Origin of the sequence: Actinoallomurus purpureus, assembly GCF_024055795.1 — a bacterium.
Taxonomy (GTDB): Bacteria; Actinomycetota; Actinomycetes; order Streptosporangiales; family Streptosporangiaceae; genus Actinoallomurus; species Actinoallomurus purpureus.
In genome coordinates, this window is record NZ_JAMXMY010000017.1 from 19,909 (window position 1) to 34,865 (window position 14,957).

A 14,957-nucleotide genomic window follows, 5' to 3' on the forward strand; every position below is an offset into this window, starting at 1 on the left:
CGCCCACGCCACAGCCGCCGGTCCCGGCTCCGGAGCCACCGCCGCAGCCGCCCTCTCCCCGGCCGGTCCCCGAACCCGACCCCAGCCCGATCCCGCCGATGCCGGATCCGGCGCCTCCGCCGCGACCCGTCGATCTCGGCGGCCGCAGTACCGGCGGCGCCGCCCAGGGCTCGGTGACGTCGGGGAGGACCGCCGACCGGCGCGCCGGCTGAGCCGAGAGGCCGTACGCGGCCGGTCGCGGCCCGGCTCTCGGGTCAGGACCGCCTGAGCCGCCGTACGTGGTCGATGCGCGGTCCCGGCTGTCCGGCCGGCCACAGCCGCGCGTTCCGCACGACGGCACCAGAGGCACGGGCGACGACCTCGAGGTCCAGCCGCGCGACCTCCGGCAGGTCGTCGGACAGGCGGGACGCCCGCAGCAGCAGACGCTCCAGGGCCGCGACGTCGACGGGTTCGGCCCCCCGGTGCCCCAGGAGCAGCGGCGCCGCCCGGATGGCGCGGACCAACGCGGCCGCCTCCACGTCCGTGAGGGGCGCGAGCCGGTACGCGCGGTCGTCCAGCAGTTCGGCGGTCAGGTCCGCCAGGCCGAAGGACACGATGGCCCCGAAGGACGGGTCCTCCGCCGTGCTGATCCGCGTGACGATCCCTCCGCCCTCCGCCTTCTCGGCGTCGCCGGCCAGTTCGATGCCGTAGCAGGCGAGCAGTGCGGCGGTCTGTTCCGGGCCGGACTCGCGCCGGTCCGCAGGGTCGGAGGTCGGGCCGGCCTCCGGCGCGAAGGTCGGTGCGCCGGCCGGCCGGGTGGCGAGGAGTTCCTCGACCAGCGCGCGGGCACGGGACCGGTCGATGCCGGGCAGCTCGGGAACCCGGCCCGGCGCGCGCCGACGCCGCTCGGCGTACCGGACGGCGTACGCCAGGGCCCGGACGGCATCCTCGGGCGCGGGATAGGAGGGGACGCTGCCGTGCAGCAGCCCGTGCTCGCCGAGGTACGTCGCGATGACCGGTTTGCCCGCGCCCTCCGCCTGCCGGACGATCGCGGCGGCCACCTCCGGATCGATGCCGCCCATCACGGGCGGCGCGAACACCGTGACCACCGCGTCGGCCTCGTCGTCGTCCAAGGCCTCGGCGAGCGCGGACTCGAAGTCGGCCGGACCGGCGGCGGGTCCGAGGTCCACGGGCGTCAGCGGGTCGAGGCCCGCCGCGGTCGCCGCGTCCTGGACCAGCAGCCCGATGGAGTCGGAGTTGCCGACGATCGCCACGCGGCGGCCGGTCGGCAGGGGCTGGTACGCCAGGATCTGCGCGACGTCGAACAGCTCGCCGAGCGAGTCGACGCGTACGACTCCGGCCTGCGCGAACAGCGCGCTGACCGCGTGATCGGGCAGGGACAGCGCCCGCGCGGCGTGGCCGAGCGGCACCCCCTGGGTCGTGCGCCCGCTCTTGACCGCGACGATCGGCTTGACGCGGCTGATCCGCCGCGCCAGGCGGGTGAACTTGCGCGGGTTCCCGATCGACTCGAGGTAGAGAAGGATCACCTCGGTGGCGGGGTCCTCCTCCCAGTACTGCATGAGGTCGTTGCCGGACACGTCGGCGCGGTTGCCGGCCGACACGAAGGTCGACAGGCCCAGCCCGCGGTCGGCGGCCCAGCGCAGGATCGTGATGCCCAGGGCGCCGGACTGGGAGAAGAACCCGACCGGCCCGCGACCCGGCAGGGTCGGGGCGAGCGTGGCGTTGAGCCGCACGCCGGGGTCGCTGTTGGCGATGCCCAGGCAGTTGGGGCCGACGACGCGCATGCCGTTCGCGCGCGCGAGCCGTACGAGCTCCTCCTGGCGGGCGCGGCCCTCGGGACCGGCCTCCCCGAATCCGGAGGAGACGACGACCAGCCCGTGCACGCCCTTGGCCGCACACTGCGCCACGACCTCGTTCACGTGCTCGCCGGGCACCGCGACGACGGCCAGGTCGACAGGGTCGGGCACCGCGGACACCGTCGGGTAGGCGCGGACGCCCCCCACCGCCGGCGCCGTCGGGTGCACCGGGAAGACCGGTCCGGTGAAGTCGCCGCCGAGGAGGTTGCGCAGGACGGTCTGGCCGACGCTGCCCGCCTCGCGGCTCGCGCCGATCACCGCGACCGATCCGGGGAACAGCAGCCGCTCGATCGACCGGGACTCCGCGCGGTGCTCGCGGGCCGCCATGACCTCGCGCGACGTCTCGGTGGGCCGCAGGTCGAGGGTGAGACGGATCACACCCTCCTCGAAACGCTGCTGGGCCTCGTAGCCGGCCGCCCGGAACACCGTGGTCATCCGGCGGTTCTCCGGGAGGACGTCCGCGATGAACCGCCGGATGCCGCGTTCGCGGGCCGCCGCCGCGATGTGCTCCAGCAGCACCGTCCCGAGGCTGCGGCCCTGCTGGGCGTCCTCGACGAGAAAGGCCACCTCGGCGGTGTCCGCGGACTCGGCCGTGGACTCCGTACCCGCCGCGCGCGAGGCGTCGGTGCCGGACGCTGCCGATCCGCCGGACGCTGCCGATCCGCCGGACACCTCTGGGCCGCCGGACGCCGTAGGACCGCCGGACACCTCTGGGCCAGAGGACACCTCTGGGCCATCGGGCATCTCTGGGCCGCCGGGCACCGCAGCGCCGCCGGGCGCGGCGGCGCCTTGGCCGGCGGACACGGTCCAGGGCACGACGGGCCCGCGGCCGGCGCGGTCGTAGCGGACCACCGCCACCATCGCGTCCCCGATGGTGGCGATGAGGGCCACGCGGTCGACGTAGTCGACGGTGGTGAAGTGCTCGATCTCCCGGTCCGTCAGCCGGGGGCGTGGCGAGAAGAAACGGTAGTAGATAGATTCGGGTGAGAGCCTGGCGTAGAACTCGCGCAGCAGCTCGGCGTCACCGGCCCTGATCGGGCGCAGGTGCGCCGTCCCGCCGTCGGCGAGGACGACGTCGGCCTCCCAGTGGTCGGGGTACGGCACACGTCGAGACTATGGGAGATCCCGAATTCACGCCGGTTCGGGACCCACCCGGGTACCGGGAGCTGTTAGGTTTTCTCCGGGTCACGCAGGCAGGCCGCCGTTCGTGGGGTGGCAGCCGCAGGGAACAGGGTGGGTGACGTCATGACGCGCGTGGTCGTTGTCGGCGATCTGATGACCGATGCCGTCGCGCGAGCCGCGTTCCCGCTTGCCAAAGGCGGAGACACGCCGGCCAACGTGTCGATGCACGGCGGCGGCTCGGGAGCCAACGTCGCGGCCTGGCTGGCCGTCGAGGGCGTCGAGTCCGCGTTCATCGGACGCCGTGGTGCCGACATCGCGGGCCGCAACCGGGACATGGAGCTCATGGGCTACGGCGTGGACGCCCGGCTCGTGATGGACCCGGAGCGTCCCACCGGCACATGCGTGGTCATGGTGACCCACAAGGGTGACCGGACGATGCTGTCCGACCCGGGGGCCAACGCCGCGCTGCTCCCCGAGGATATCCCGCAGGACCTCTTCGGTCCCGGCGCCCATCTGCACCTGTCCGGCTACTCCCTGCTCAACGAGGGGTCCCGGCAGGCGGCCCTGCGCGCGATGAACCTCGCGCAGCAGGCGCAGATGTCCATCACCGTGGACGGCGGCGCCAACTCCCACCTCAAGCGGGCCGGCGCGGAGCCGTTCCTGGAGTGGACCCAGGGCGCGGGGCTGCTGTTCGTCAACACCTCCCAGGCCGAGGTCCTGACCGGCCGCGACAACCCGGAGCAGGCGGCCAAGGTGCTCACCGCCTGGTACTCCCAGGTCGTCGTCAAGATGGAGGACGAGGGCGCCCTGTGGTTCAGCAACGGCCGCGGCGACCCCGTCCGGGTGCCGGCCGAGCCGGTCGAGGAGATCGCCGACGGCACGGGTGCCGGTGACGCCTTCATCGCCGGGTTCCTGCCGGGCTGGCTCGACGGCAAGCCGCCCGCCGAGGCCCTCGCGAACGGATGCCGCCTCGCCTCCCTCGCGATCAGCCATCTCGGCGCCCGCCCCATCCTCTGACGCGTCCGTCGCCGAGACCCACGCCGGCGATCGGCCTGCCCGGCTGCACGCCTGCCGGGTGAAACCGTTCGTGAGTTGATGGTCACACTGAGTGAAGTGGCAGATTGTCCTCGCCATCGGGTTGCATGGGGGCATGGACGATCTGGAGCTCCGCACTGAAGCCGATGCCATCCTCGCGGAGCTCGTCGGTGACCCAGGAGGTTCGGCACGGCTGCGGGAGGATCAGTGGCAGGCGGTGGCGGCTCTGGTGGAGGAGCGCCGGCGTGCCCTGGTGGTTCAGCGCACCGGTTGGGGCAAGTCGGCGGTGTACTTCGTTGCCACCGCTCTGCTGCGCCGACGTGGCTCGGGCCCCACGGTGATCGTCTCGCCGCTGCTGGCACTGATGCGCAACCAGGTCGAGTCGGCGGCGCGGGCCGGTATCCGGGCGCGCACCATCAACTCGGCCAACCCGGAAGAGTGGGACACCATCTACGAGGAGGTCGAGCGCGGTGAGACCGACGTTCTCCTCGTAAGTCCGGAACGTCTCAATTCTGTTGATTTTCGCGACCAGATGCTGCCCAAGCTTGCGGCCACGACCGGTCTGCTGGTGGTCGACGAGGCGCACTGTATTTCCGACTGGGGCCACGACTTCCGCCCCGACTACCGCCGGCTGCGGGCGATGCTCGCCGAGCTTGCCCCCGGCGTGCCGGTACTGGCCACCACCGCGACCGCGAACGCGCGGGTCACGGCAGATGTGGCCGAGCAGTTGGGTACCGGCGTCGGCGAGGCCCTGGTGCTGCGTGGCCCGCTGGAGAGGGAAAGCCTGCGGCTGGGTGTCGTCCAGCTGCCGGACGCCGCGCACCGCATGGCCTGGCTCGCCGAGCACCTGGACGAGTTGCCGGGCTCCGGGATCATCTACACCCTCACCGTCGCCGCAGCCGAGGAGGCCACCGCATTCCTACGGCAGCGCGGCTTCCGGGTGGCCTCCTATACGGGGCGTACGGAGAACGCCGACCGGCTGCAGGCCGAGGTCGACCTGCAGGAGAACCGGGTCAAGGCGCTGGTCGCGACCTCGGCGCTCGGCATGGGCTTCGACAAGCCGGACTTGGGCTTCGTGGTCCATCTCGGCTCGCCGTCCTCGCCGATCGCCTACTACCAGCAGGTGGGACGTGCGGGGCGCGGCGTGGCCCACGCCGATGTGCTGCTGCTGCCGGGCAAGGAGGACGAGGCCATCTGGCGCTATTTCGCCGATACCGCCTTCCCGCCCGAGCCGCAGGTTCGACAGACCCTCTCGGCCCTTGCGGGTGCGGGACGGCCGCTGTCCGTACCGGCCCTGGAGGCGGTGGTGGATCTTCGGCGGAGCCGGCTGGAAACGATGCTGAAGGTGCTGGATGTCGACGGCGCGGTAAAGCGAGTGAAGGGCGGCTGGACGGCCACGGGAGCCGACTGGGTGTACGAGGCAGAGCGCTATGCATGGGTGGCGCGGCAGCGGGCGGCCGAGCAGCAGGCCATGCGCGATTACGTGAGCGCGTCCCAGTGCCGAATGGAGTTCCTGCGCCAGCAGCTGGACGACGAGGGGGCGACCCCATGCGGCCGTTGCGACAACTGCGCGGGAGTCTGGGTCGATTCCTCTGTTTCGGCGGAAACGTTGACGGGGGCGGCAAAGGAACTGGATCGCCCGGGAGTGGAGATTGAGCCACGCCGGATGTGGCCGACGGGAATGCCCGCCCTGGGCATCGACCTCAAGGGGCGTATCCCGGACAAAGAGCAGTGCTCCACTGGGCGTGCCCTGGGGCGGCTCTCGGACATCGGCTGGGGCAACCGGCTGCGCCCGCTGCTGGCTGAGAACGCGCCCGATGGGTCGGTCCCCGACGATGTCCTGCGGGCCGCGGTGGCGGTCCTCGCCGATTGGGCGCGCTCTCCGGGGGGCTGGGCGTCGAATGTCCCGGATGCCGCTGCCCGACCGGTAGGAGTCGTCGCTGTTCCGGCCCTGACCCGCCCGCAACTGGTCGGTTCCCTCGCTCAGGGCATTGCGACCATCGGCCGCCTCCCCTTTCTGGGCACCCTGACTTACACCGGGCCGAGCGGCGCGCACGCGGCACGGCGCAGCAACTCCGCACAACGCCTCAGGGCGCTGTCCGGCACCTTCACCGTCTCTGGGGAGCTCGCTGGTGCCCTGGCCCGCTCTCCCGGCCCCGTCCTGCTCGTGGACGACTACACCGACTCCGGCTGGACCCTCGCAGTCGCTGCCCGCCTGCTCCGCCAGGCAGGCAGCGAACGGGTTCTTCCGTTGGTCCTCGCTGCGGCAGGTTGAACAGCCGTCGCGGCCAACGGACGGATGGAGAGCCCGGGCTCGTTGTCAGGGCAGCGCATCCTCCGTCGCCAGGGCCAACGCCCCCGCGATGAACGCCGCATACGCCCAGCGGGTGCGTCCGCGCCGCGCCAATTCCGCACTCAGACCTGCGAAGCCGAGGCCCATGCCGTACACCACGGTCCAACCACCCGCCTGAGCACCACCCTTGAAGCGCCACACAAGCTCGTACAGGCTGAGCAACGCCAGCACCACCGCAGCAGCCATACGCACACCGCGCGTCCGCCGTGCCTGCCGGGACCGGTCCCGCACAAGGCCCGCATCCGACTGACTCTGGAAATGCGCCCTCAGCTCGTCCGCCCCTGGCCGGACCGTATCGCCCTCGCCGCCTCGCTGCGTCGGCTGTCCCCTGTCGCCCATCGCCATGACGAGCGAGCGTAGCGCCTGTCGCACGGTCCCGAGCAGCAGCGGCCGATTACATACTTTGACTTCCTCCCCCTTCTGAAGAAAGGGGGATTCCCATCGGCCTTGTGGCCGATCCGGCCTTTAGGCCGGGCGCCTCACGGCGCGGGTTTCCTGTTTCAGCGCCGACTGCGGAAGGGAGGACCCTTGCCGTCTGACACCAGCTCCACAGGCATCACCGGGGTTGTGCCCGGCTACGGCTCGACCAGCCGCAACGATGTTCTCGGCCGCGTTGATGTCCCGGTCATGCCGGGTGCGGCAGCCCGGACACGTCCAGTGCCGGGTGGAAAGGCTCAGCTTGGCGAGCAGGTGCCCGCAGTTCGAGCAGGTCTTGGAGGAGGGGTACCAGCGGTCGATGACCACGAGGGTGCGCCCGGCGCGTTCGGCCTTGTACTCCAACTGCCGGCGGAACTCCCCCCACCCCGCATCGGAGATCACCCGCGCCAGCCTGCGGTTCTTCACCATGTTGGCGACCGCGAGGTCTTCGATGACGATGGTGTCGGCCCGGCGGATCAGGTTGGTGCTGGTGCGGTGCAGGAAGTCGGCGCGGGCGTTACGGACCTTACGGTGGGCGCGGGCGACCTTCGCCTTGGCCTTACGCCGGTTCATGCTCCCACGCTGGCAGCGGGCCATCCGCCGCTGATAGCGGGCCAGGTTACGGGCCTTGCGCTCCAGATGCCGGGGGTTGGCGACGCGCTCCCCGTCGGAGGTGACCGCAAGTCCTTGATCCCCAGATCGATGCCGATGGCGTGCCCGGCCTCATCGATGGGGTCGGGCACTTGGGTGTCGATGGCGAACGTGACGTACCAGCGGCCGTCCGGATCCCGGGAGATGACGACCATGGTGGGGTTGAGCGTGGAGACCTCGACGTCGTCGAAGGACCACACGAACCTCAGCGGGGTGGCGGTCTTGGCCATGGACAACTCGCCGTTCTTCATGCGGAACGCCGAGCGGGTGTAGTGCGCGGTCTGCCGGGAGTTGCGGTTCTTGAACCGCGGGTACTTCGCGCGGCCGGCGAAGAAGTTCGCGAACGCCGCGTGCTGATGCCTCAGCGCCTGCTGCAACGGAACCGACGACACCTCCGACAAGAACGCCAGGTCCTCGGTCTTCTTCCACCCGGTCAAAGCGGCGTCGGTCTGCCGGTAGGAGGTCTTTTCGCCCCGCTGGTGGTACGCGGCGTGGCGTTCGGCGAGGGTCTTGTTCCACACCAGGCGCACACACCCGAACGTACGGCTGAACACCGCCGCCTGTTCGGGGTCCGGGTAGGCCCGGCACTTGTACGCCGTCCGCATGACCAACACCTTACAACTGTCGCGCTCCCATGTAAGTCGAATGACCGAACGTCGGCGGACTCCGTTCTCAGGCCGTCCCGGCTACGCCGGGCCGCTCCTGACCGAGTCCGGAATCCTCCCCGGCCTGAAGGCCGGGGCATCCTCCGGAGGACTAGGTGAAGCGCCTTTCCGGCTTGTCCGCGATCCGGCAAGCCCACCGATCGCGCGGAGGCTTTCGCTAGGCTCACGCACCATGTTGCCGCCGAGTACGCCCTCCCCCGCACCGAATGCCGCGGTCATACGTACCGGCCGCCGCAGCGCCATGACCGGGCTCCCCTGCTCCATTCTTCTCATGGCGATCGGTGCCTTCGGCATCTTCGGCGTCGTCCTGGTCGCTACCGGGAACCAGAAGGGAGAGTCCACCGCCAGAGGATTCGCGGGACTCGGGTTCATGGTGGCCCTCGGCGTTCTCGGCGTCATCGTCTTCATCGGTGTCTGGACGAACCGCCGCACCAGGATTCTCATCGACACAACAGGGCTGTGGCTCGAGAAGGGAAACCTTCGGAACGTCATCCCCTGGCACACCCTGGCCGGCGTCGGCCTCTGCTGGAGCGAGTTCGGGCGCAACCAGAAGGTCTACTCCCTGGAGCTGTACCCCACCGGCCCCATCGACCGGGACGACCCGGTCCTGTGGGCCCTGGTCCGCGACGAGGAGCCGTTCCACCCCGCCCTTCCCCGCCTGCGTTACCGTCTCCCCCTCAGTGCCGCCAACCAGCGGCCGGTTGTCGCAGCCGTCCAGCAGTACGTCCCGCAGATCTGGCTCGGCGAGTCCCAGCGCGCCGCGGGCCACATCGGCCGTCCCGACGTCAAGGGACACCGGCAGCGCACTCGGGGCCGTACGACGTGAACGACCCCGCATCGGCGCGGCCCTGGCACCCAGCCGGGGCCGCACCGAGCAGAAAGAATCGATCCGGTGGGACCGGTCGACCGCGCACCCGACCACCCGGCCACCCGGCCACCCGGCCACCCGGCCACCCGGCCACCCGGTTCAGCCGACCTCGGTGAGCTCCGAGTGGAGGACGGCGTCCAGGAGGCCGGGGAAACGCCGGTCAAGGTCGTCACGGCGGAGCGTGAGCAGGCGGCGGGCGCCCTGGACGCGCGAGTGGGTGATGCCCGCCTCGCGCAGGATGCGCAGGTGGTGCGACATGGTGGACTTGCTGACCTCCAGCCCCGCGTCGTGCTGGATCTGCCCACACGCCGACTCGCCGGCGCGGGCCAGCGTCCGGACGGTCGCCAGCCGCGCCGGATCGGCCAGGGCCGCGAGCACCTTCGGGAGGGTCAATTCCTCGACGGGGGGATGGAAGACCTCTTCGCTCACGGACCGAGCATATTTCACGGTGTAGTGAGTTCGACCGTCGTCGTACTCACCGGCCGGCCAGAGCATCGTCACAGCCGGCCCATGACCGGCCCGCCGCACGGTCCCCATCCGGGCGCGGATGCGCTCACGGGGTGCTACGCCTGCTCGTGCAGGGAGTCCGAGGACAGGGCGGCGATCGCGTCGTGGCCGGACAGCCGGAGCGTGAGTTCGAGTTCGGCGAGCAGGCAGCGGAGCACGTGCCGGACGCCCGCCTCGCCGTCGAGCGCCAGGCCGTACACGTAGGGGCGGCCCAGCAGGACCGCCTTCGCGCCCAGCGCCAGGGCCTTGACGACGTCGGCGCCGGTCCGTACACCGCTGTCGAACAGCACCTCGATCTGGTCGCCGACCGCGTGCGCGATGATCGGCAGCGCGTCGAGCGAGGCCACCGCGCCGTCCACCTGGCGCCCGCCGTGGTTGGACACGACGATCCCGTCCATGCCGGCGTCCACCGCGTGGCGGGCGTCATCGGTCGCCTGAACGCCCTTGAGGGCGATCGGCCCGTCCCAGTGCTCACGCAGGAACGCCAGGTCCTCCCAGGTCAGGCCGGGGTTCCCGAAGACACCGGCCCAGTGGAGGATCGGATCGTCCCCGGCCTTGGCGGTGAACACCGGATCGGCGAGGTAGTTCTGGATCCCAATGCCGCGCAGGAACGGCAGGTAGGCGTTGTCGAGGTCGCCGGGCCGCCAGGCCAGCGTGAACGTGTCGAGTGTGACGACCAGGGCGGTGTAGCCCGCCGCCCGCGCCCGCTCCAGGAAGCTGACCGCCAGGTCGCGGTCGCCCGGCCAGTACAGCTGGTACCAGCGGGAGCCCGCCGCCTCGGCCACCTCCTCGAGGGTGTGCGACGCGGCCGTGCTCAGGACCATGGGCAGCCCGAGGGCCCGCGCCGCCCGCGCCACCGCGAGCTCCCCCTCCGGGTGCACGATCCGGAGCACGCCGACCGGTCCGAGGACGACCGGGGCGGGAAGTTCCGTGCCGAGCACCTGCGTGGTCAGGTCGCCCCCGGTGACGCCGCGCAGCATGCGCGGGACGATCCGCCGGCGCCGGAACGCCTCGCGGTTGGCGACCGCGGTGTCCCCGGTGCCCGCCGAACCGGCGACGTAGTCGTACGCCTCGCGCGGCAGCTTCTCGCGGGCGAGCGCCTCCAGGCGGGTCAGGTCGGTCGGCAGCGAGGGCAGGACGTCGTTCAGACCGCCCAGGTAGATCTCGAACTGGAAGTCGGCGTACATGCGGGCGCTCCTTTGGTGGTGATGGTGCCGCCCGGCCTTCCGCTGCCGGGCCCGGAACTTCCGCCACCGCCTTGACCCGACCTGCCCCGGCTTCGGGGCCCGGACGGCCATCGTCCGGCGGCGACGTTTGGTGTCTTTGAGGTGCAGGTGGCTCTCGGCGCGAATCGCCCGCCCCGACACCACCAAGCCTTCCCCATCCGGTCCGGCCACCGCGAACGGATGAATCACCCCCGGATCGACCCCCGCCACCCGGTCCGGGTCGGGTTCAGTGCCGGGTGCATAGGTGGTGACGGGGACTTCGGCGGTCACCTCGACGAACAACCGGCCGCCCTCGTTCAGCAGGGTGACCGACCGTACCTGTTCCACCGGGTAGGGAACCTCCCGGTCCAGCCGCACCCACAACGGCACGCACCCACGACTGACCGGAAGCCGTATCCGCCGGTCCTCCAGGGTGAACGTGCCGTGGTAGTACCGCACCGGCATCAACCGGCGTTTGCGGCGCGGGAACCGGGCCGAGGCATCCCCGTTCTTGCGACGCTTGGCGGCGGCGAACCAGGCATCGCTGTACCGGCGCAGCACCGACCGCGCCCCCTTGGTGTCCAGCTCACCGAACGTGCCCGGACCCGCCGCCGACAACTCCTGGCACAACGCCTGATACGAAGCCACGGCCCACAGACCACGCTGCCGCCGCCACCGGTTTACATCCAGCACACACGCCCACACATCCCCAGCCGCGACCAGCAGCCCGAAACACCGCTCCCGCTGCGCGGGCGTGACGCGCAGGCCGACCCGGGCGGTACGCATCACCACCTTGGCAGCATCCGGATCACTACGTCGAGGCACGAGGCGATTACAGCAGGTGCCTACGACAAGACAGAGACGATCGCCGAGATCGCACCCCGATCACCCAGATCCGATGATCGACCGATTACACGAACAACGATTCTGGACACGGCATTAGCCAAGCGGGGCAGGCGCCGCCTCGGCCGCCGAAGAGATCGAGGAGAGCTGCGCCGCTGGCCGGAGGCCCGCAGCGTCGTCTGGGCGCGCGTGCGCCCAGGCCGTCACGCCGCCTGTCCGCCGGTGGCCAGAGTCGGCCGTTCCTCCTGGTCTCGCGCACTCGAGGCATCGCCCTCGTCGGCGCCGTCCCGGTCCACCGCCTCGTGGAACCGGTGCAGCGCGGCGGTCAGAACCGCGCGGTCGGACGGGCTCAGCCGGCCGGGGATCCGCGCCAGCTCATCGCGCCGCCACCGCATGACCTGGTCGACCAGTCGCCGGCCGGCGGGCGTGAGCGCCAGCGTGACGATGCTGCGGCTGCGTGGATCGTGGCCGCGCACCACTGCCGCTCGCCTCCAGACGGTCGGCGAGCCGGGTCACCGAGGCGTTCATTCCGAGCTCGCGCGACGCTCAACGAAGGGGAGGTGCCGAGATCGGCGAACACGACGAGCACCCGGAACTGCGGGAGGGAGACCCGCCCTTCTAGCAGCTCCAGGCTGCGAAGGGTCACGCCGACCAGGCCCTTCGTGGCGGTCTGGAACGCGTCGATCTCCTCGTTCAGCAGCGTGTCCGTTTTGTCCCCCATGACCGAAGGTATTGCATACGACAAGACTTGTCGTTGCCAAGCGTCAGGCCGAGACATGCCGAATGAGGCGGAGAGCGACCAAAGATGTCACCGGAACCCGCGACAATGGCTGCATGGCACGACGCGGTTCGCAGACCCCTCCCCCGCCGGACTTCGAAGAGAACATCGTCGACGTCGACGTCTCCGAGGAGATGCGGGGCAGCTACCTGGAGTACGCCTACTCGGTCATCTACCAGCGGGCGCTTCCCGACGCGCGCGACGGGCTCAAGCCCGTGCAGCGCCGCATCCTCTACTCGATGAACGAGATGGGCCTGCGGCCCGACCGCGGACACGTCAAGTGCGCCCGCGTCGTCGGCGAGGTGATGGGCAAGCTCCACCCGCACGGTGACAGCGCCATCTACGACGCGCTGGTCCGCCTCGCGCAGCCGTGGGCGATGCGGATGCGGCTCGTCGACGGGCACGGCAACTTCGGCTCGCTCGGCGGCGACGACTCCCCCGCCGCGATGCGGTACACCGAGGCCCGCATGGCCCGCGAGGCCATGCTGATGGTGGAGACCATCGACGAGGAGACCGTCGACTTCCGGCCCAACTACGACGGCCAGGAGACCGAGCCGGAGGTGCTCCCCGCGGCCTTCCCGAACCTCCTGGTCAACGGCGCCTCCGGCATCGCGGTCGGCATGGCGACCAACATGGCGCCGCACAACCTCACCGAGGTGATCACCGCCGCCCGCCACCTGATCGACAACCCCGAGGCGTCGCTCGACGAGCTCATGCGCTTCGTGCCCGGGCCCGACCTGCCCACCGGCGGCAAGATCGTCGGTCTGGAGGGCATCCGCGACGCGTACGCGACCGGGCGCGGCACGTTCCGCACCCGTGCCACCGCGCACATCGACCAGGTCACGCCGCGCCGCAAGGGCATCATCGTGACCGAGCTGCCGTACGCCGTCGGCCCCGAGCGCGTCGTCGCCAAGATCAAGGACCTGGTCAACGCGAAGAAGCTGGCCGGCATCGCGGACCTGAAGGACCTCACCGACCGGCAGCAGGGCCTGCGCCTCGTCATCGAGATCAAGAACGGTTTCCACCCGGAGCGGGTGCTGGAGGAGCTCTACCGGCTCACGCCGATGGAGGAGACCTTCGGCATCAACAACGTCGCGCTGGTCGACGGCCAGCCGCGCACCCTGGGCCTGCGCGACCTGCTCCAGGTGTACGTCGACCACCGCATCGAGGTCGTGCGCCGCCGCAGCATGTTCCGCCGCACCAAGCGGCAGGACCGCCTGCACCTCGTCGACGGCCTGGTCATCGCGCTGCTCAACATCGACGAGGTCATCCAGGTCATCCGGGCCAGCGACGACTCCGCCGCCGCCAAGGCGGGGCTGATGGAGGTCTTCGAGCTGTCGGAGATCCAGTCGCAGTACATCCTCGACACGCCGCTGCGCCGCCTCACCAAGTACGACCGGCTCGAGCTGGAGAAGGAGAAGAAGCAGCTCACCAAGGAGATCGCCCAGCTCACCGCGATCCTCGAGTCCGAGACGAAGCTGCGCAAGATGGTCTCCGACGAGCTCGCCGAGATCGCCAAGACGTACGGCACGCCGCGCCGCACCGTGCTGCTGGAGTCCTCCGGCGAGACCAAGACCGCCGCGGTGCCGCTGGAGGTCGCCGACGACCCGTGCTTCGTACTGATGTCCTCCACCGGCCTCCTCGCCCGGACGATGTCCGCCGAGCCGCTGCCCGCGGACGGTCCCCGGGCGGCGCACGACGTGGTCGTCTCGGCGGTCGCCGCGACCGCACGCGGCCAGCTCGGCGCGGTGACCAACATCGGTCGCCTGATCCGGGTGGACGTCATCGACATCCCCGCCATACCGCCGACGGCGTCGCCTCCGTCGCTGGCCGGCGGCGCGCCGGTGAGCGAGTTCGTCGAACTGGGCTCCGGCGAGACGGTCGTCGGGCTGGCCTCGCTCGACGCCGGCGGCGGCCTGACCCTCGGCACCGAGCAGGGCGTCGTGAAACGCGTCGCCCCCGACTACCCGAAGAACGCCGACGAGTTCGAGGTGATCGGCCTCAAGGACGGCGACCAGGTCGTCCGCGCGATCCAGCTCGACTCCGAGGACCGCGACCTGGTCTTCGCCACCAGCGACGCGCAGGTGCTGCGGTTCCCCGCCTCGTCCGTACGCCCGCAGGGCCGCGCCGCCGGCGGCATGGCGGGCATCCGCCTCGGCCCGGACGCCAAGGTCATCTGGTTCGGGGCCCTCGACGGCTCCCTGGAGTCCGTGGTGGTCACCATCGCGGGCAGCTCGACCGCGCTGCCCGGCACCCAGACCGGTGCGATCAAGATCTCCGACTACGCCGACTTCCCGGCGAAGGGCCGCGCGACCGGCGGCGTCCGGGCGCACCGGTTCCTCAAGGGCGAGGACGCGCTGCTGTTCGCGTGGGCCGGCCCGGTCCCGGCCAAGGCGGCGGGGATGACCGGCAAGACGATCGACCTGCCCGCCGAGCTGGGCCGCCGCGACGGATCCGGCGAGAAACTGGCCACGCCGATCGCCGCGATCGGCGGCCCGGTCACCCTCGGCGCCCCGGGCACGGCCGACCAGGCCGGAGACGCCACCGCCCCCGAGGCGGAGCAGCCTCCGGAGGAGTAGACCCGAGACGGACGGGCCGCCCGCACGGCGGGCGGCCCACCGTGGGAGCGGCCTGTCATGAGTGCGCGTGAGCAGGCG

At 71.2% G+C, this 14,957-nt stretch carries 9 protein-coding genes and 1 pseudogene; 4 read left to right on the plus strand and 6 right to left on the minus strand.

What is annotated here, in order from left to right; translation table 11 throughout:
• Window positions 1-254: 254 nt before the first annotated feature.
• On the minus strand, window positions 255-2,960 hold the full coding sequence (locus NE236_RS27945; protein ID WP_252845144.1) for a bifunctional acetate--CoA ligase family protein/GNAT family N-acetyltransferase: 2,706 nt from the start codon (window positions 2,958-2,960) through the stop codon (window positions 255-257).
• A gap of 141 nt (window positions 2,961-3,101) precedes the next feature.
• Between NE236_RS27945 and NE236_RS27950 the strand changes: the two genes are divergently transcribed.
• Both NE236_RS27950 and NE236_RS27955 read left to right on the plus strand, forming a co-directional pair.
• Complete coding sequence (locus tag NE236_RS27950; protein WP_252845145.1) at window positions 3,102-3,995, plus strand: carbohydrate kinase family protein; 894 nt, start codon at window positions 3,102-3,104, stop codon at window positions 3,993-3,995.
• Window positions 3,996-4,128: 133 nt separating this feature from the next.
• Window positions 4,129-6,288: a RecQ family ATP-dependent DNA helicase gene (locus NE236_RS27955; RefSeq protein ID WP_252845146.1), complete on the plus strand. Its 2,160-nt coding sequence runs from the start codon at window positions 4,129-4,131 to the stop codon at window positions 6,286-6,288.
• A gap of 45 nt (window positions 6,289-6,333) precedes the next feature.
• Here NE236_RS27955 and NE236_RS27960 read toward each other — a convergent pair whose 3' ends face one another.
• Window positions 6,334-6,552 (minus strand): hypothetical protein, encoded by a 219-nt coding sequence (locus NE236_RS27960; RefSeq protein WP_252845148.1) that lies wholly within the window; start codon window positions 6,550-6,552, stop codon window positions 6,334-6,336.
• Between the two features lie 279 nt (window positions 6,553-6,831).
• A pseudogene (locus NE236_RS27965) lies at window positions 6,832-8,039 on the minus strand (RNA-guided endonuclease InsQ/TnpB family protein).
• A gap of 331 nt (window positions 8,040-8,370) precedes the next feature.
• Here NE236_RS27965 and NE236_RS27970 point away from each other — a divergent pair.
• The gene (locus NE236_RS27970) at window positions 8,371-8,925 is read left to right on the plus strand and encodes a hypothetical protein (RefSeq protein WP_252845149.1); all 555 of its coding nucleotides are present in this window, start codon (window positions 8,371-8,373) and stop codon (window positions 8,923-8,925) included.
• A 141-nt stretch (window positions 8,926-9,066) separates the two neighbouring features.
• Here NE236_RS27970 and NE236_RS27975 read toward each other — a convergent pair whose 3' ends face one another.
• The 3 genes from NE236_RS27975 to NE236_RS27985 all read right to left on the minus strand — a co-directional run bounded on the left by NE236_RS27975 (window position 9,067) and on the right by NE236_RS27985 (window position 12,001).
• Window positions 9,067-9,396 (minus strand): ArsR/SmtB family transcription factor, encoded by a 330-nt coding sequence (locus NE236_RS27975; protein WP_252845150.1) that lies wholly within the window; start codon window positions 9,394-9,396, stop codon window positions 9,067-9,069.
• 134 nt (window positions 9,397-9,530) lie between these two features.
• On the minus strand, window positions 9,531-11,465 hold the full coding sequence (locus tag NE236_RS27980) for an alpha-hydroxy-acid oxidizing protein (RefSeq protein ID WP_252845332.1): 1,935 nt from the start codon (window positions 11,463-11,465) through the stop codon (window positions 9,531-9,533).
• A gap of 260 nt (window positions 11,466-11,725) precedes the next feature.
• Window positions 11,726-12,001, minus strand: coding sequence for a winged helix DNA-binding protein (locus NE236_RS27985; protein WP_252845151.1), 276 nt, complete (start codon window positions 11,999-12,001; stop codon window positions 11,726-11,728).
• Window positions 12,002-12,356: 355 nt separating this feature from the next.
• Here NE236_RS27985 and NE236_RS27990 point away from each other — a divergent pair, with 355 nt between their 5' ends.
• Window positions 12,357-14,879 (plus strand): DNA gyrase/topoisomerase IV subunit A, encoded by a 2,523-nt coding sequence (locus NE236_RS27990; protein ID WP_252845152.1) that lies wholly within the window; start codon window positions 12,357-12,359, stop codon window positions 14,877-14,879.
• Window positions 14,880-14,957: the final 78 nt, after the last annotated feature.

Bases quoted from the DNA above. Each gene is read 5' to 3' on its own strand.
- NE236_RS27950 (WP_252845145.1), top strand. From the start codon at position 3,102: ATGACGCGCGTGGTCGTTGTCGGCGATCTGATGACCGATGCCGTCGCG.
- NE236_RS27955 (WP_252845146.1), top strand. From the start codon at position 4,129: ATGGACGATCTGGAGCTCCGCACTGAAGCCGATGCCATCCTCGCGGAG.
- NE236_RS27960 (WP_252845148.1), bottom strand. From the start codon at position 6,552: ATGGCTGCTGCGGTGGTGCTGGCGTTGCTCAGCCTGTACGAGCTTGTG.
- NE236_RS27970 (WP_252845149.1), top strand. From the start codon at position 8,371: ATGGCGATCGGTGCCTTCGGCATCTTCGGCGTCGTCCTGGTCGCTACC.
- NE236_RS27980 (WP_252845332.1), bottom strand. From the start codon at position 11,465: ATGCGTACCGCCCGGGTCGGCCTGCGCGTCACGCCCGCGCAGCGGGAG.
- NE236_RS27990 (WP_252845152.1), top strand. From the start codon at position 12,357: ATGGCACGACGCGGTTCGCAGACCCCTCCCCCGCCGGACTTCGAAGAG.